The organism is Synechococcus sp. BA-124 BA4, assembly GCF_034931165.1.
Genome location: NZ_JAYGIA010000043.1, coordinates 1 through 15,666, shown reverse-complemented (window position 1 = coordinate 15,666; position 15,666 = coordinate 1). Strand labels below are relative to the sequence as shown.

The 15,666-nt window shown below is 67.7% G+C and carries 18 protein-coding genes; 11 read left to right on the top strand and 7 right to left on the bottom strand.

Translation table 11 applies throughout. The features are described 5' to 3' along the window. Together VB734_RS05550 and VB734_RS05545 are read right to left on the bottom strand one after the other, a co-directional pair. Positions 1–947, bottom strand: a 947-nt coding sequence (locus VB734_RS05550; RefSeq protein WP_323243083.1) for a glycosyltransferase, incomplete at its 3' end; no start/stop codon positions are given. Beyond that, entirely contained in the window at positions 944–1,909 is a 966-nt protein-coding gene (locus VB734_RS05545; protein ID WP_197165494.1) for a DMT family transporter, read from the bottom strand. The genes VB734_RS05545 and VB734_RS05550, both read right to left, overlap by 4 nt. A gap of 53 nt (positions 1,910–1,962) precedes the next feature. Between VB734_RS05545 and sppA the strand changes: the two genes are divergently transcribed. The 9 genes from sppA to VB734_RS05500 all read left to right on the top strand — a co-directional run bounded on the left by sppA (position 1,963) and on the right by VB734_RS05500 (position 8,198). Next, the gene (sppA, locus tag VB734_RS05540; protein WP_197165496.1) at positions 1,963–2,775 is read left to right on the top strand and encodes a signal peptide peptidase SppA; all 813 of its coding nucleotides are present in this window, start codon (positions 1,963–1,965) and stop codon (positions 2,773–2,775) included. Next, entirely contained in the window at positions 2,772–3,152 is a 381-nt protein-coding gene (aroH, locus tag VB734_RS05535; RefSeq protein ID WP_197165498.1) for a chorismate mutase, read from the top strand. The genes sppA and aroH overlap by 4 nt, the downstream gene beginning before the upstream one ends. A gap of 105 nt (positions 3,153–3,257) precedes the next feature. Then, a complete protein-coding gene (locus VB734_RS05530) occupies positions 3,258–3,890 on the top strand; it encodes a DUF2808 domain-containing protein (RefSeq protein WP_197165500.1) in 633 nt (210 codons plus the stop codon). A gap of 53 nt (positions 3,891–3,943) precedes the next feature. Continuing rightward, positions 3,944–4,081: a 50S ribosomal protein L34 gene (gene rpmH / locus VB734_RS05525; RefSeq protein WP_006170261.1), complete on the top strand. Its 138-nt coding sequence runs from the start codon at positions 3,944–3,946 to the stop codon at positions 4,079–4,081. Between the two features lie 25 nt (positions 4,082–4,106). Beyond that, on the top strand, positions 4,107–4,496 hold the full coding sequence (locus VB734_RS05520; protein ID WP_197165502.1) for a ribonuclease P protein component: 390 nt from the start codon (positions 4,107–4,109) through the stop codon (positions 4,494–4,496). Continuing rightward, on the top strand, positions 4,493–4,921 hold the full coding sequence (locus VB734_RS05515) for a PH domain-containing protein (RefSeq protein ID WP_197165503.1): 429 nt from the start codon (positions 4,493–4,495) through the stop codon (positions 4,919–4,921). The genes VB734_RS05520 and VB734_RS05515 overlap by 4 nt, the downstream gene beginning before the upstream one ends. 120 nt (positions 4,922–5,041) lie before the next feature. After that, positions 5,042–6,178, top strand: a complete 1,137-nt coding sequence (gene yidC, locus VB734_RS05510; protein ID WP_197165504.1) for a membrane protein insertase YidC — start codon at positions 5,042–5,044, stop codon at positions 6,176–6,178. Continuing rightward, positions 6,178–6,720, top strand: a complete 543-nt coding sequence (locus VB734_RS05505) for a YceD family protein (protein WP_197165505.1) — start codon at positions 6,178–6,180, stop codon at positions 6,718–6,720. The genes yidC and VB734_RS05505 overlap by 1 nt, the downstream gene beginning before the upstream one ends. Continuing rightward, positions 6,717–8,198: an AAA family ATPase gene (locus VB734_RS05500; protein WP_322782572.1), complete on the top strand. Its 1,482-nt coding sequence runs from the start codon at positions 6,717–6,719 to the stop codon at positions 8,196–8,198. Before VB734_RS05505 ends, VB734_RS05500 begins: the two co-directional genes overlap by 4 nt. On the opposite strand, the gene VB734_RS05495 is transcribed toward VB734_RS05500, so the two are convergent. From VB734_RS05495 to VB734_RS05485, 3 genes are all read right to left on the bottom strand, one after another. Then, entirely contained in the window at positions 8,143–9,261 is a 1,119-nt protein-coding gene (locus VB734_RS05495) for an acetate kinase (RefSeq protein WP_322782571.1), read from the bottom strand. The two genes, VB734_RS05500 and VB734_RS05495, sit on opposite strands and share 56 nt — an antisense overlap. Positions 9,262–9,272: 11 nt before the next feature. Next, positions 9,273–11,654 carry a phosphoketolase family protein gene (locus VB734_RS05490; protein ID WP_322782570.1) on the bottom strand — a complete coding sequence of 794 codons (2,382 nt, stop codon included), beginning with the start codon at positions 11,652–11,654 and terminating at the stop codon, positions 9,273–9,275. Between the two features lie 100 nt (positions 11,655–11,754). Beyond that, positions 11,755–11,997 (bottom strand): hypothetical protein, encoded by a 243-nt coding sequence (locus tag VB734_RS05485; RefSeq protein WP_197165514.1) that lies wholly within the window; start codon positions 11,995–11,997, stop codon positions 11,755–11,757. Between the two features lie 134 nt (positions 11,998–12,131). On the opposite strand from VB734_RS05485, the gene VB734_RS05480 reads away from it, so the two are divergent. Continuing rightward, positions 12,132–12,290 (top strand): hypothetical protein, encoded by a 159-nt coding sequence (locus tag VB734_RS05480; RefSeq protein ID WP_006170254.1) that lies wholly within the window; start codon positions 12,132–12,134, stop codon positions 12,288–12,290. Positions 12,291–12,429: 139 nt separating this feature from the next. Further along, a complete protein-coding gene (locus VB734_RS05475; protein ID WP_197167060.1) occupies positions 12,430–13,605 on the top strand; it encodes an aminotransferase class V-fold PLP-dependent enzyme in 1,176 nt (391 codons plus the stop codon). Positions 13,606–13,609: 4 nt separating this feature from the next. Here the strand turns inward: VB734_RS05475 and aqpZ are convergent, their stop codons facing one another. Further along, a complete protein-coding gene (gene aqpZ, locus VB734_RS05470) occupies positions 13,610–14,332 on the bottom strand; it encodes an aquaporin Z (RefSeq protein ID WP_197165516.1) in 723 nt (240 codons plus the stop codon). 120 nt (positions 14,333–14,452) lie between these two features. Next, positions 14,453–15,666, bottom strand: a 1,214-nt coding sequence (locus VB734_RS05465; protein WP_323243082.1) for a UDP-N-acetylmuramoyl-L-alanyl-D-glutamate--2,6-diaminopimelate ligase, incomplete at its 5' end; no start/stop codon positions are given.

Genomic DNA, 15,666 nt, shown 5'->3' with positions numbered 1-15,666 from the left:
TCGTCGGGGGGCACCAGCAGCCCGGTGACTCCCGGCACGATCAGTTCGCCGGGGCCGCCCCGGGCATAGGCCGCCACGGGCACGCCGCAGGCCATCGCCTCGACCACCACGTTCCCGAAGGCCTCGTTCCACTTGGGCGTGTTCAGCAGCAGCCGGCAGCGACCCAGCTCCAGCTGCAGCGCAGCGGTGGGCAGGAAGCCACGCCATTCGATGGTGCCGGGGGGGACGGAAGCCTCCACAGCGGCGGCATAGGCCGGGTCTTCACGCACCCCCCAGACCAGCAGACGCTCACCCAGGCTGGCCGCCACAGCCGCAGCGTCCTCCAGACCCTTCTCCGGCGCGATGCGGCCGGCCCAGCCCAGGAGGGGCTCCGGATCCGGCCGCTCGCGAAAGCTGTAAGCGGACAGGTCGAAGCCATTGCCCACCACCAGAGGCGGGGCGGGCAGGCGGAAATCACCGGCCTGGGCTCTGGTGTGAAAGGCCAGGCGGCGATGATCGCTTCGGGCCACCGCCTCGATCACCTCATCCATCACCGTCGCCACCGAGCCCATGCTCACCAGGTGAAACAGCGGCGTCGGCAGCCAGGGTGTGAGCCAGAAGGGCAGCCAGTCGTAGGCCAGGTTCAGCACCACGTCGAACTCCGCATGGCGGGCCCGCACCTGCTGCCAGAGGGCCGGAAGCAGCCCGGCAGCGGGAATCTGCACGGGAGCATCCCGATGCTGGTGCTGCCAGCTGGGTTGATCGACACCCGCAACCGTCCAGAGTCGGGCGGCCTGGCACCCCCTGGAGAGCCGCGACCCCTCTCCGGCCAGCACCGTGAGCTGATGGCCGCGGCCAAGCAGTCCGGCCACCAGGCTCTCGAGGGTGAGCTCCACGCCGCCGCCGCCACCGGAGCCGAGTGTTCCCACCGGCGTGCTCACCACGAGCAGGCGCCAGGGGGGCGTCATGGCGACAAGCCGGGCGGTTCGGGCAGAGCCGGGCGCCAGAGGCGGTGGCGCTGGTTGATCAGGAGCACCGAGCCGAGCGCCAGCACGGAGCCGAACCACTGCAGCGGCCGCAACCGTTCCTCCAGCAGCAAGAGGCCGCAGAGCAGAGCGAACACGGGGGTCAGGAAGGTCAGCGCGGTGAAGCCGGTGAGATCGCCGCGGCTGGCGAACCAGAAGAACAGGCCGTAGGCCAGGGCGCTGCCCAGCAGGCTGGCATAGGCCATCAGCCCCCACTCCAGGGGGCTCCAGGCCGGCCAGAAGGGCAAGGCGGCGGCATTCACCCTGGTGACCCCCAGCGAACCGATCAGCAGGGGCACTCCTCCGATCAGCATGTGCCAGCCGGTGACGGCCACCGGATCACTGGCACGGCTGGCGTATCGGCAGAGCACGGTGCCCACCGCCATGGCCACCGCCGCCCCCAGCATCCAGGTCTCTCCATGGCTCCAGGGATGAAGCCCCAGGGCCTCCGGTCCATCCAGCCACCAGTGCCGCAGCAGCGGCGCAGGCAGACCCAGGCAGGCGATGCCGGCCAGGCCCAGCAGCAGACCCGACCAGCCCACCGGATTGATGGCCTCCCCGAAGAGGCTGCGGGCCAGCAGCGCCACCAGCAGGGGCTGGGAATCGATCAGCACCGAGCCCAGACCGGCACCGGTGCTCTCCAGCCCCCGGGCCAGCAGCCCCTGGAAGAGGGTGCCGTCCACCAGGGCGAAGGCCAGCAGCCAGGGGCGATCGGAGGGGGCCACCGCCAGGGAACGCCCCTGCAGCCGTGCCACCACCAGAACCGCCAGGGCTGCCGGCAGCAGGCGCATCCAGGCGATCGTGAGCGGGCCGGCCGTCTCGAGCAGGGGTTTCATCGCCGCCATCGCCGTACCCCAGAGGGCGAAGGGCAGCAGCATCAGCAGCCAACGCAGCGCAGGTGTCATCGAAGCGGTCGACGGTGACCTTTTTAAGATCCAGCGAATCCGATCTGCATCGCATGCCCTGGCCCTGGCGCCGCAAGTCCCGCAAGAGCATGGCGAAGATCGCGATCGAGGGGGCGATCTCCGGCCCGACCCGGGAGCGGGTGGTCAAGGCCCTCCGTCAGGTGGAGGAGAGGGAATTCCCGGCGCTGCTGCTGCGCATCGACAGCCCCGGCGGCACGGTGGGCGACAGCCAGGAGATCCATGCGGCCATTGGCCGCCTGCGCAGCAAGGGCTGCCGCGTGGTGGCCAGCTTCGGCAACATCTCCGCCTCCGGAGGCGTGTATGTGGGGGTGGCGGCGGAGAAGATCGTGGCCAACCCCGGCACGATCACGGGCTCGATCGGCGTGATCCTGCGCGGCAACAACATCTCGAAGCTGCTGGAGCGCATCGGCATCAGTTTCGAGACCGTCAAGAGCGGTCTCTACAAGGACATCCTCTCTCCGGATCGGGCCCTGACCGCTGATGAGCGGGAGCTTCTGCAGGGGCTGATCGACTCCAGCTACGGACAATTCGTCGAGGCGGTGGCCACGGGCCGCGGTCTGAGCGAGGCCGAGGTGCGCGGCTTCGCTGACGGACGGGTGTTCAGCGGTGCCCAGGCCATCGCCCTGGGTCTGATCGATGAACTCGGCGACGAAGAGCATGCCCGACGGCTGGCGGCACGGCTGGCCGGTCTGGATGAGGCGAAGACCCAGCCGGTGATCTTCGGCAAGCCCCAGAAACGCCTGGCGGGCCTGATCCCCGGACGCAACCTGCTGGGCGGCCTGCAGCAGGCCCTCAGCCTGGAGCTGGCCTGGTGTGGTCAACCCCTGTGGCTCTGGCGGCCATGAGCGAGACCAGGGAGCTGCGGGCGCTGCGGGGCGCCACCACCGCCACGGCCAACACCGCGGCCGCCATCGAAGAGGCCGTGAGCGAACTGCTCGCCAGCCTGATCGACGGCAACGGCCTGACCGGAGCATGGGTTCTGTCGGTGACCTTTTCGGTCACCGCCGATCTCAATGCCGGCTTCCCTGCGGCCGTCGCCCGGCGGCAGCCCGGCTGGGATGGCGTCGCCCTGCTGGACTGTCAGCAGATGGCCGTGGCCGGTGACCTTCCCCGCTGCATCCGTCTGCTGGCTCACGCCTGGATGGAGCCAGGCCGTCCCCCCCTGCACCCTTACCTGCGGGGGGCGGCTCGGCTCCGACCGGACAGATCCGGTCACAACTGACAGCTGCGACGCTGCCCCCCCGCGGGGCTGCCCTCGGTGACGCCGGTCGACAATCCAGAGAACACCCGGGCCTGCCCTGCGCTGGCCGACCCTCATCCGCTTTCCATGACCCTCCCGACCCTGCAACAACGGCTCCGCCGGCTGAAGGCCACCCTGCCGAGGCGTGCCGGCCTGCTGATGGCTGCCGCGGGCGTGGGCCTGGGGGCCGTGATCGCGAGCGCCGGCGCCGGGATCGCCCCCGCGGTCAGCCTTGCCCAGGGCACTCCCAGCCTGCTGGAGTTCCGCTGGGATAACAACAAGGACTACCGCAGGCTCTACTACTTCATGACCAACACCTCGCGGTTGAAGCGCTCGGAGTATTACCTGATTCTCAGGCCGAAGGATCGCAAGACGGCCATGCTCAAGCTCACCATTGACGTTCCTTCGAATTTCGATGCCAAAATCGATCCCAAAGACGTCAAGCTCTGCGTGATGCAGGAAGGCGGAATGCTCTCCCGCACCCGCTGCAAGGAAACGATTCCTGCTGTCATCGAAGTGAATGCCAACGGCAAGTCGATCGAAATCTTCCCGGAGCGTCCCGTGCCGGTTGATGGCACCATCGGCGTTTACATGTCGCTCTTCAATCCGTTCAACATCGGCATGTACCAGTTCAATGCCCTGGCCCAGGCTCCGGGTGATGTGCCCTTCGGCGGCTACCTGGGCAGCTGGCTGATCCAGATTGATCCCGGTATCGATTGACCTCTGGCTGTTAGGTTGAGCGATCGACAACAGGCCAGACGCCGAGACGCACCATGACCAAGCGCACCCTGGAAGGAACGAGCCGTAAGCGCAAGCGGGTGTCGGGGTTCCGTGTGCGGATGCGGTCCCACACCGGCCGCCGTGTGATCCGCACCCGCCGCCGCCGCGGCCGCGCTCGCCTGGCCGTCTGAGTCCTGAAGGGAGATCCCCCTCCCCATGGCCCTTCCCAGGGATCTGCGCCTGCGGGGCGACAGAGCCTTCGATCACCTCTATCGAAAGGGCCGCCGCCTTCATGGCACCTACCTGGTGCTTCGCTCCGTGGTTGGTGAGCCTTCGCTTCTGCGTCCTCCTCTGGGTCAGGCGCCACTGCAGGGCTGTCGCTGTGCCGTGGTGGTGAGCACCAAGGTGAGCAAACGGTCGGTACGGCGCAACCGGCTCAGGCGTCTGCTGCACGGCTGGATGAGCACCCACTGCCGCCACAGGCCCACGGATCCCAACGGACTGTGGGTGCTGCTCAGCCTCAAGCCAGGCTGCCTCGAGGCCACTCCCGAGGCCTTGCTGGGAGAATGTTCAGAGCTGTTCCGCAAGGCAGGCCTGAGCCCATGACCGTTGAGGTGACCGAAACCACGTTCTACGAGGGGGGCCCGGCCCGTGGAGATCTGCTGTTCAACCTGCTCTTCGGCCTCACCCTGATCGGCATTCCCTTCGCCGTCGGAGCGATCGTGCGGGCCCTCTGGCTGCGCTTCCGCATCACCAGCCGACGGATTTCCGTCAGCGGAGGCTGGCTGGGCCGCGACCGCACTCAGGTGGTCTACAGCCAGGTTCGGGAGGTGCGCTCGGTGCCCCGCGGCTTCGGCGCCTGGGGCGACATGGTGCTTGTGCTGAACGACGGTGCCAAACTTGAGATGCGCTCAGTGCCGCGCTTCCGCGAAACCGAGGCCTACATCCTCGAGCAGATGGCCCGCCGCGGAGGCGGCAAGGTGGCTGCCGACAACAAGGGCTTCGCTGACCCCCAGGCCGCCAGTGCCTGACCTCCGGTCATCTGCCACCGTTTTGAGCCCTGCATGCGGGATTTGCCCGCATCGGCTGCATCCTGATCAGCTGCTCGGGCACACTGTGCCAAACCCTCACCCTTCCGCCGCCTCCCCGCTGTGATCGGCTACATCTCCGACAACCTGCTGCTGCCCATCCTCGACTTCTTCTATGGGCTGGTGCCGAGTTACGGGCTGGCGATCATCGCCCTGACCGTGGTGATCCGTCTGGCCCTCTTCCCCCTCAGCGCAGGCTCCATCCGCAGTGCCCGGCGGATGCGCATCGCCCAGCCGGTGATGCAGAAGCGCCAGGCGGAGATCAAGAGCCGTTACGCCAGCAACCCCCAGAAGCAGCAGGAGGAACTGGGCAAGCTGATGAAGGAGTTCGGCAGCCCTCTGGCCGGCTGTCTGCCGCTGCTGGTGCAGATGCCGATCCTCTTCGCCCTCTTCGCCACCCTGCGCGGTTCACCCTTCGCCGATGTGCCCTACACCCTCAATCTCAAGGTGTTGCCGGCCGATCAGATCGCGGCTGTGGAGATCAAACCGTTCAACAGCGCCAGCCACTCCATCTTCATCACCGAAACCAGCCATGTTCCTGTGGTCGCCAGCCTGGAGGCCGGCACCAAGCTCGGCATCGGCGACTCCGCCCAGGTGAATCTGCACACCAAGGATGGCCAGCCCTTCAGCAGCGTGCTCGAGGGGGTGGAGAACGGAGACAAGTTCGCCCCAGCCTGGCGCGTGAGCAAAGGCGAGGGTGTGGTGCGCGTGAGCGAGTCAGGGCTGATCGAGGCGCTCGCCCCGGGTGACGCCACGGTGGAAGCCACGGTGCCTGGCCTGGCCGCCCGCAGCGGATTCCTGTTCATCAAGGCCCTCGGCCAGGTGGGCTTCTACACCGACGGGTCGGTCAACTGGGACATCGCCATCCTGGTGGGAGCCTTCGGCGCCAGCCTGTTCATCTCCCAGATTCTCTCGGGAGCCGGGATGCCTCCGAACCCTCAGCAGTCGACGGCCAACAAGATCACTCCGGTGATGATCACCGGCATGTTCCTGTTCTTCCCGCTGCCCGCCGGGGTGCTGCTCTACATGGTGGTGGCCAACATCTTCCAGGCCCTGCAGACCTTCCTGCTCAGCCGTGAGGCCCTGCCTGAGAACCTTCAGGACATCCTGGATCAGCAACTCAGCCAGCAGACCGTGGCCGTGGCCGCCAGCAGCGGCGGAGCCGAACGGTTGCCCTTCGAGCCCAAGGGCAAGAAGTGATGAAGCGGCGTCCCTCGCCGTTGCCTGAACCATCTCTGCTGCGGCCCGTGCCCCTGCAGGACCTCCGCGTTCTGCAGGAACCAAGGCTGTGGGCCGTGGACCAGCCGCTGCAGGATCTCGAGAGCCTCACGCCAGTGAGAGGCTGGCTGAGCGCCCGCCACAGCGAGACGGTGCTTGAAGTGGAGGGGGAGGCCGAAACCATCGTCACCCTCTGCTGCGACCGCTGCCTGTGCGACTACAACCACGCCCTGCACTTCCGGGGGGAAGAACGCCTCTGGCTGGGAGAGGCCGATCAGCTGGGCGATGACCTCGCTGCGAGCGAGCTGATCGAGTGCCTCGATCCGCGAGGCGACTTCGATCCTGCCCGTTGGCTGTTCGAGCAGCTCAGCCTGCAGCTTCCCCTGCAGAACCGCTGCGGCCCTGATTGTCCAGGACCGGCGCTGCCGGATCACCCTGAGGCCGGAGAGGAAGCCTCCTTCAGTGCCGGTAAGGGCGAGCCCCCCATCGATCCCCGTTGGTCGGCCCTGCGCCAGTGGCGATGAGCGAGGAGTGGGCCGATCAGCTTGATCTGTTGATCCGGGCCCGGGCCCCGATCATCTGGATCCGCAGCCCCGAGGAGGAGCGCATCGCCACCCTGCTTCAGTGCGCGGCCCAGCGCCTGGGCCAGCGCACCCTGCTGCGCTGGGATTTCGTCGAAGGGCTCCAGGGTCTGCCGAACCGCGAGGGCGAAGCCACCCGAAATCCGATGGGCGCGCTGGAGGCGATCGAAAGCCTGCCCCCCGATCAGGCGGCGATCCTGCTGCTGCTCGATTTCCACCGCTACTGCGACGACCCCGGCATCGGCCGCCGGCTGCGCAATCTGTCCGCCAGCCTGCGTCAGAAACCCCGCACCCTGGTGATCACCGCTCCGGAATGGCAGGTGCCGCGGGAGCTCGAGGAGTGCCTCACCATCCTCGACCTGCCCCTGCCCAATGCCGGTGAGATCCGCTCCCTGCTGGAGAGCATCGGCCAGGCCTGCGGCCACCCCTTGAATCCCGGGGTGCTCGAGCAGCTCACCCATTGCTGCAGCGGCCTGAGTGAACAGCGCATCCGGCAGGTGGCGGCGCGGGCCCTGGCCCGGCGCGGTCAGCTGGGGGAGCCGGATCTGGCGGAGGTGCTGGAGGAGAAGCGCCAGGCCATCGCCCGCAGCGAACTGCTGGAGTATTGCCCCACCGAGGCCAGTCCCGCCGACATCGGCGGTCTGGAGGCGCTCAAGCACTGGCTGGAGCAGCGACGGCTGGCCTTCAGCGATGAGGCCGCCGCCTATGGCCTGCCCCTGCCGAGGGGTGTGTTGCTGGTGGGTCCCCAGGGGACAGGCAAATCACTCACCGCCAAGGCGATCGCCCACAGCTGGGCCATGCCGCTGCTGCGCCTGGATGTGGGGCGCCTGTTCGCCGGCCTCGTCGGCGCCAGTGAGGCCCGCACCCGCGACATGATCCGCCGCGCCGAGGCCATGGCCCCCTGCGTGCTCTGGATCGATGAAATCGACAAGGGTTTCGGTGGCGACAGCCGCAGCGATGGCGGCACCAGCCAGCGGGTGCTGGCCAGCCTGCTCACCTGGATGGCGGAGAAGCGCTCGGCGGTGTTCGTCGTGGCCACGGCCAACGGGGTGGAGAGCCTGCCACCGGAGCTGATGCGCAAGGGCCGCTTCGATGAGATCTTCCTGCTGGATCTGCCTGATGCCAGCGAGCGGCGCACGATTCTCGACCTCCAGCTGCGCCGCCGCCGCCCTGACCACCGCATTCCCCTGGATGTGGTGGTGGACCGCACAGCTGGATTCTCGGGGGCCGAACTGGAGCAGACGGTGGTGGAGGCGATGCACCTGGCCTTTGCAGCACACCGTGAGTTCGGCGAAGCGGATCTGATCGCCGCCGCCAGCGACCTGGTGCCCCTCTCGCGCACGGCCAGGGAGCAGCTCGATGCCCTCAAGCAGTGGGCCAGCAGCGGCCGGGCCCGTCCCGCCTCCCGCCTCCTGCGCTGAGACAGCGGCGGGCCATGAGGCCTTCCTCATCAGCCGCGACCCGCACCAGTTCGAAGCTCCCGAGCCAGCCCAGGGACGACTGCAGATCGGCCAGCAGGGCCTCATCGTGCTCACCGATGCCGCCGCTGAGGGCGATCACATCCACGCCGCCCAGGTTGGCCGCCATCGCTCCGATCCCCTCCAGCAGGCTGTGGCGGAACACGGCAAGGGCCAGACGGGCCCCGTCATGGCCGTCAGCGGCGGCCTCCCGCAGCTGACGCATGTCGGAGCTGAGGCCGCCGGAGAGCCCCAGCAGGCCACTCTCCCCCTGCAACCCCTGCTCCAGCAGCTCGGGTGTCAGCCCCTGCCGCAACAGCTGCAGCAGCACACCCGGGTCAATCGAGCCGCTGCGGGTGGCCATCACCAGGCCCTCCAGGGGGGTGTAGCCCATGGTGGTGGCCACACTGCGGCCATCCCGGATAGCGCAGAGGGAGCAGCCGGCACCGAGGTGGCAGCTGATCAGCCGCAACGGCTGGGGCGGGAGCCGGGCCCCGGCCGACCAGCGGCGACTGATGGTTTCACTGACGTGCTCATGGTTGAGACCGTGAAAACCGAAACGGCGCAGACCCATCTCCCGCCAGGCTTCAGGCAGGGCATAGGTGCGGGCTTCCGGCGGCAGGGTGCTGTGGAAGGCCGTGTCGAAGCAGGCCCACTGGGGCAGCTGGGGGCGCCAGCGGCTTAGCCAGCGCATCACCTCCAGGGCCGGTCCGTTGTGCAGGGGCGCCAGGTCGATCAGGCCCTCCAGGGCCACGAGCACCGGGGGACTCAAGCGGGTTGGGGCGGTGAAGTGCTCCCCGCCATGGACGACCCGGTGAGCCGCCAGCAGCGGTTCACCATCGAGCGACTCGAGGGCAGCGGGCAGCCAGCCGTCCAGCACCTCGTTCATGGCGCCGGAGGAGGGTTTCCAGCGGCGTTGCTCACGCCACAGGCATTGGCCATCGGCGGAGAACAGCCCAGCCTTGAGGCTGGAGCTGCCGGCATTCAGGACCAGCGCCGTTCCCCCGGCGGGCGCGGGGGAAGCCAAGGCATCCATGCCTAGAGCGGGCTGGGAAGCGACCAGCGCCAGTCGGTGATCTCCGGCGAGTCCATGCCATGGGTGTGGGCGTACTCCCGGTGGCGCAGGATCGCATCCTTCATCCGCTCCTTCACGTGGGCGGCGCGGGAGCCCAGGCCCGGCACCCGGTCGATCACGTCGATCACCAGGTTGAAGCGGTCGATCTGGTTATTCATTGCCAGCTCCAGGGGCGTGTTGATGTTGCCCTTTTCCTTGTACCCACGCACGTGAAAGTTGGGGTGGTTGGTGCGGCGGTAGGTGAGCCGGTGGATCAGCCAGGGATAACCGTGGAAGTTGAAGATCACCGGTTGGCTGGTGGTGAACAGGCTGTCGAAATCACGATCCGAGAGGCCATGGGGATGCTCGCTCGGCTGGGTGAGGGCGAACAACTTCACCACGTTGATCACCCGGATCTTGAGGAATGGAATCTCATGGCGGAGGATCTCCACCGCCGCCAGCACTTCCTTGGTGGGGATGTCCCCGGCGCAGGCCATCACCACATCGGGTTCATCGGGCTCATCGCCACAGTCATCGTTGCTGGCCCAGCCCCAGAGGCCGATGCCCTTGGCCACGTGGCGGCGAGCCTCCTCCAGGGAGAGGTACTGGAGGTGCTTCTGTTTGTCGGAAACGATGATGTTGCAGACGTTCGTTTCCACCAGGGCCTCCTCGGCCACCGCCAGCAGGCAATTGGCATCAGCCGGCAGGTAAACCCGCACCACCTCACCGCTCTTGTTGCCCGCCAGGTCGATGAAGCCAGGGTCCTGGTGGGTGAATCCATTGTGGTCCTGCCGCCAGACGGTGGAAGAGATCAGGCAGTTCCAGGGGCCGATCGGCGCCCGCCACCTGGCGTGCAGGTTGCAGGATTCCAGCCACTTGGCGTGCTGGTTGAACATCGAGGCGATGACATGGGCGAAGGCCTCGTAGGTGTGGAAGAAGCCGTATCGGCCGGTGAGCAGGTAGCCCTCCATCATTCCGACCAGGGTGTGCTCGGAGAGCATCTCCACCACCCGGCCGTTGCGGGCCAGCTCACCGCCGTCGGCATCCTCCGGCAGGAGCTTCTCCATCCACACCTTCTTGCTCACCTCATAGATGGCCTGCAGGCGGTTGGAGGCGGTTTCATCGGGCCCGAACACCCGCAGCGAATCGGGGTTGCGGGCGATCGTGTCGCGCAGCAGCGCCCCGAGGGGTGCGGTGTTCTCGTGCTCGCTCTGGCCGTGGCCCTCGACGGGCACGGCATAGGCCTCGATCGGGGCCAGTCGCAGGCGCCGCCGCAGCAGGCCGCCGTTGGCGTGGGGGCTGGAGCCCATCCGACGCATGCCCTGGGGGGAGAGCGCCTGGAGCTCGGGGCGGAGGGTGCCGTCGGCGTCGAACAGCTCCTCGGGGCGATAGCTGCGCAGCCAGGCCTCGAGCATCGCCAATTGCTCGGGGTCCTTGTTCGGTGCTGGCAGCGGCACCTGGTGCGACCGCCAGAACCCCTCCAGCTTCTTGCCGTGGAGCTCCTCGGGACCCGTCCAGCCCTTGGGGGAGCGCAGCACGATCATCGGCCAGGCCGGCCGCACGGCCTCACCACTGGCCCGGCATTCACCGCGCACCCTCTGGATGGTGGCCACAGCCTGGTCCATGGCCGCGGCCATGGCGCGGTGCATCGCCATAGGCTCGCTGCCCTCCACGAAAATCGGCTCCCAGCCGTAGCCCCGCATCAGGCTGGCCAGCTCCTCATGAGGGATGCGGGCCAGCAGGGTGGGGTTGGCGATCTTGTAGCCGTTGAGGTGCAGCACCGGCAGCACGGCGCCGTCGCTGATCGGGTTGAGGAACTTGTTGATGTGCCAGGAGGTGGCCAGGGGGCCGGTTTCGGCCTCGCCATCGCCCACGCAGGCCAGGGCGATCAGGTTCGGGTTGTCGAACACCGCGCCGCAGGCGTGCGAGAGCACATAGCCCAGCTCCCCTCCTTCGTGGATCGAGCCCGGTGTTTCCGGGGTGCAGTGGGAGCCGATGCGACCGGGAAAGGAGAACTGCTTGAAGAACCGCCGCATTCCCTCGGCGTCCTGCGACTTGTCGGGATAGACCTCGCTGTAGCTGCCATCGAGATAGGTGGGGCCGAGCACGCCGGGGGCCCCGTGGCCGGGCCCGGAGAGGTAGATCATCTCCAGGTCGTGGTGGCGGATCACCCGATTGGCGTGGGCCCAGATGAAGGCCTGGCCAGGGCTGGAGCCCCAGTGACCGAGTAGCCGGTTCTTGATGTGCTCCCTGCGCAGAGGTTCACGCAGCAGGGGATTGTCCTGCAGGTAGATCATCCCTACCGCCAGATAATTCGCGGCTCGCCACCAGATATCCACCAGCGTGAGCTCGTGCTCCAGTTCCATCACGGATTGGTGCTCTCACTGCTTTAAGCCTATGCGGCGCCTCAGATCGCAGCAGTGCCGTCAGCGATCCAAAGCACCGCCTTCCGCCATGGGGGCAAGGTCACACCCAGTCGAAGCGCAGCAGCCGGCGGCCAGGAACCAGGGCCCTGGCCTCATCCAGCACCGCCTGAATCACCTCCATGCTGGCGTCTGGATGGGCACGCCTGCCCTCGATAATTCGGCGCACATCGTCACTGGCGAGGCCCACACTCAAGACTCGCTCGTGCAACTTGGCGCGGAACTCGTCAAGCAGGGCCTGCTCCACTGGAGTGAGAGGCTTCTGGTTGGGATGGTTGATTTCCATCGGGAAGCCGCCAGCTGAGAACCAGCATCCATGTCGCGGTGTAAAGAACCCCGACGCCCCGTAACAAAAGCTTCGGCCCCGCCAGATTCCCCCAAAAGCGCTCCCTACTGTTCCGATCAGTCGTGCCCGTCCACGTGGATCGTCCCTCCGCCGCCACTCAGATCGTCGTCGCCTGCCTGGGTGCCGGTGTCGTCACCAGCTTTGCGGTGGCACAGGGACAGAACCCCCTCACGGCCCTCGGCATCACCCTCTTCTCCGCCCTCGCCGCGGTGATGGTCGGCCAGGTGCTCTGAAAGGCCGCCGCTGTCCCGGCAGCCCATCCGCTCCAAACGGCCAGTGGTCATGCTGCGAGCGATGGTTGATCCCAACGCCTTGACCAGCGAGCTCGCCCCAGCGGCCAGTCCCCTCAGCCCCGAGCAACTGCGGGAGTTGATGCCCGCCCTGGCCAACAAGACCTATTTCAACTACGGGGGCCAGGGCCCCCTTCCCACACCAGCGCTGCAGGCGATCACCGCCAGCTGGCAGTGCATCCAGGAGCTGGGGCCCTTCACCGCCGACATCTGGCCCTGGCTGGAGCTGGAGGTGGGGACTTTGCGGAGTGCTCTGGCCGCGCTCTGCGGGGTTCCGCCCCACCGTCTGGCGCTCACCGAGAACGTCACCAGCGGTTGCGTGCTGCCGCTCTGGGGTCTGCCCTGGCAGGCGGGCGATGAACTGCTGATCAGCGATTGCGAGCATCCGGGCGTGGTGGCCGCCTGCCGTGAGCTCGCCCGCCGCGAGGGGCTCACGATCTCCACCCTGGCGGTGAAGGAGCTGCGCTACGACGCTGATACCACCGACACCGATGTTCTCCAAGCCCTTGAGAGCGCCCTCACCCCACGCACCCGCCTGGTGGTGCTCTCGCACCTGCTCTGGAACACCGGCCAGTTGATGCCGATCACGGCGGTGGCCCAGCGGCTGAGCGCGCACCCTCGCCAGCCCTGGCTACTGGTGGATGCGGCCCAGTCGGTGGGGAGCCTGCCGCTGGCTGAGGCCGGTGCGCCTGGAGCGGCAGCGGTGGCCGACATCTACGCCTTCACCGGCCATAAATGGTGCTGCGGTCCAGAAGGACTGGGGGGCGTGGCGCTCTCGGAGCGGCTGCTGGCGGAATCGCAACCCACCCTGGGAGGCTGGCGCAGCCTGGCCAACGAAAGCAACAACGGAGCGGGTTGGCACAGCGATGCCCGCCGCTTCGAAGTAGCCACGTCCTGCACCCCCCTGCTGGCAGGCCTGCGCACCGCGTTGGAGCTCCTGGATGCCGTAGCCGCGCCTCAGCAACGGCTGGAGCTGATCCGGCAGCGCAGTGGGCAGCTCTGGAGCGGCCTGTATCAGCTGCCGGGCGTTCGGCCCCTGCTCAAAGCGCCGCCGCCGGCGGGGCTGGTGAGTTTTGTCGTGGAAGGGCTTGATCCAGCCGATCTGGTGCGCCGGCTGGGAGAGCAAGCCGTCTGGCTGCGCACCCTCGACGATCCGTATTGCCTCAGGGCCTGCACCCACATCACCACCACGGCCGAGGAAGTGGAATGGCTGCTAGAGGCCCTGGCCAAGCTCACTGCGCCCGGCCGGGGCCTTTGATCGCTCAGTCGCTGCGGCTGTCGAGCAGGTGGCGCTGCACCCAGCCGGCCAGCAAAGCCCCGGCGATCGGGGCCAGCCAGAACAGCCACAGCTGACCCACGGCATCACCACCCACCCAGAAAGCCACGCCGGTGCTGCGGGCCGGGTTCACCGAGGTGTTGGTGACCGGAATGCTGATCAGGTGGATCAGCACCAGGCTCAGGCCGATCGGCACCCCGGCCAGGTCCTTGATCGCATCCTTGTGGGTGGCACCCAGGATCACCAGCAGGAAGATGAAGGTGAGCACCACCTCGATGATCAGCGCCGGCAGCAGGCCATAGCCACCAGGAGAGTGGGCGCCGAAGCCGTTGGTGGCCAGGGGGTTGCTGCCGGTGAGCTCGAAGCCGGGCCGGCCACTGGCGATGCCGAGAAGAAGGCCACCAGCGATCAGACCGCCGAGCACCTGGGCGGCGATGTAGGGAAGCAGCTGCGAGCCGGGATGACGGCCACCGGCCCAGAGGCCAAAGGTGACCGCCGGATTGATATGGCAACCGGAGATGTGCCCGATGGCGTAGGCCATGGTGAGCAGGGTGAGGCCGAAGGCCAGTGACACCCCGAGGAAACCGAGACCGAGGGGATTGGCTCCTGCCTGGTCGTAGGGGAAGGCGGCGGCCAGCACGGCGCTGCCGCAGCCGCCGAACACCAGCCAGAAGGTACCGATCAGCTCAGCGAGGAACTTCCTCGACATGGGCACAGGGGAAGACATGGAACGGTGTAAGCGCTAACGGACGGGGCAAAGGTACTGGCCAGGGGATTTTTCGACCGGGTGTTGCTGCAGACGTCAACGTTCCTGTCACTCGCGGGCGGCTCAGCCGAGCCTTGAGCGCAGGGCCTTCTCGGCCTCCTCCCGGTCGTCGAAGTGGATCTTGGTCGTTCCCAGGATCTGGTAATCCTCATGGCCCTTGCCGGCGATCAGCAGCAGATCGCTCGGGCCCGCCGCGGCGACGGCCGCGGCGATCGCCGCGGCCCGATCCACCTCCACCGTCAGGTCGGTGCCGGATGGAATCCCGGCCACCACGTCGTCGAGGATGCGCTGGGGATCCTCGGTTCGGGGGTTGTCGGAGGTCACCACAACCCGGTCGGCCAACCGCGCGGCGATCGCGGCCATCTGGGGACGCTTGCCCCGGTCGCGGTCACCGCCGCAGCCGAACACACAGACCAGCTGGCCCTTGGCGAAAGGACGGCAGGCAGCCAGCGCATTTTCAAGACCATCGGGGGTGTGGGCATAGTCGACCAGCACCGCCGGCAGCTCAGCGGCCTCTGGGAGCACCACCCGCTCCATCCGTCCGGGCACGCCCCGGAAACTGGGGATGGCCTCCAGCAGCTGGGCCAGCGGCAGGCCCTGCTGCTGCAACACCCCCACCGCCTGCAGCAGGTTCATCAGATTGAAGCGGCCCACCAGGGGGGAACGGAATGCTCCTCGCCCCAGAGGCGTGATCAGGGTGCCGCTCACCCCATCGGCGGCGAAGATCAGGTCGTCCAGACGCAGCTCAGGCAGATCCTCTGGGCCTACTCCGGCGGCCACCTCAGCCAGGGAACTGCGCCAGAGCCGCTCCCCCAATTGCCCCGAGAGCCGCTCGGCCAGCCGGGCGCCCCAGGGATCGTCGATGTTGACCACGGCGGAACCATCCAGCAGGTCCGTCGAGAACAGTCGTGCCTTCGCCTCGAAGTAGGCCTCCATCGAGGGGTGGTAATCGAGGTGGTCCTGGGTGAGGTTGGTGAACACCGCCCCGGCGAAGTGGCAGCCGGCCACCCGGCGCTGGTCGAGGGCGTGGGAGCTCACCTCCATGGCCGCCAGCTGAGCTCCGGCCTCCACCGCCCGGGCCAGCTGCCCCTGCAGCACATCGGCGAAGGCTGTGGTGTGAGATGCCGTGACGCTGTGTCCGGGCCAGCGATTGATCAGGGTGCCGAACAGGGCCGTGGACCGGCCACAGGCGGCGCCGAGATGCTCGATCAGGTGCGTGGTCGTGGTCTTGCCATTGGTGCCGGTCACGCCGATCAGGGCCAGGTGCCGGCTGGGGT

Bases quoted from the DNA above. Each gene is read 5' to 3' on its own strand.
- sppA (WP_197165496.1), top strand. From the start codon at position 1,963: ATGCCCTGGCCCTGGCGCCGCAAGTCCCGCAAGAGCATGGCGAAGATC.
- aqpZ (WP_197165516.1), bottom strand. From the start codon at position 14,332: ATGTCGAGGAAGTTCCTCGCTGAGCTGATCGGTACCTTCTGGCTGGTG.
- VB734_RS05500 (WP_322782572.1), top strand. From the start codon at position 6,717: ATGAGCGAGGAGTGGGCCGATCAGCTTGATCTGTTGATCCGGGCCCGG.
- rpmH (WP_006170261.1), top strand. From the start codon at position 3,944: ATGACCAAGCGCACCCTGGAAGGAACGAGCCGTAAGCGCAAGCGGGTG.
- aroH (WP_197165498.1), top strand. From the start codon at position 2,772: ATGAGCGAGACCAGGGAGCTGCGGGCGCTGCGGGGCGCCACCACCGCC.
- VB734_RS05515 (WP_197165503.1), top strand. From the start codon at position 4,493: ATGACCGTTGAGGTGACCGAAACCACGTTCTACGAGGGGGGCCCGGCC.
- VB734_RS05520 (WP_197165502.1), top strand. From the start codon at position 4,107: ATGGCCCTTCCCAGGGATCTGCGCCTGCGGGGCGACAGAGCCTTCGAT.
- VB734_RS05475 (WP_197167060.1), top strand. From the start codon at position 12,430: ATGCCCGCCCTGGCCAACAAGACCTATTTCAACTACGGGGGCCAGGGC.
- VB734_RS05545 (WP_197165494.1), bottom strand. From the start codon at position 1,909: ATGACACCTGCGCTGCGTTGGCTGCTGATGCTGCTGCCCTTCGCCCTC.
- VB734_RS05490 (WP_322782570.1), bottom strand. From the start codon at position 11,654: ATGGAACTGGAGCACGAGCTCACGCTGGTGGATATCTGGTGGCGAGCC.
- VB734_RS05485 (WP_197165514.1), bottom strand. From the start codon at position 11,997: ATGGAAATCAACCATCCCAACCAGAAGCCTCTCACTCCAGTGGAGCAG.
- VB734_RS05505 (WP_197165505.1), top strand. From the start codon at position 6,178: ATGAAGCGGCGTCCCTCGCCGTTGCCTGAACCATCTCTGCTGCGGCCC.
- VB734_RS05530 (WP_197165500.1), top strand. From the start codon at position 3,258: ATGACCCTCCCGACCCTGCAACAACGGCTCCGCCGGCTGAAGGCCACC.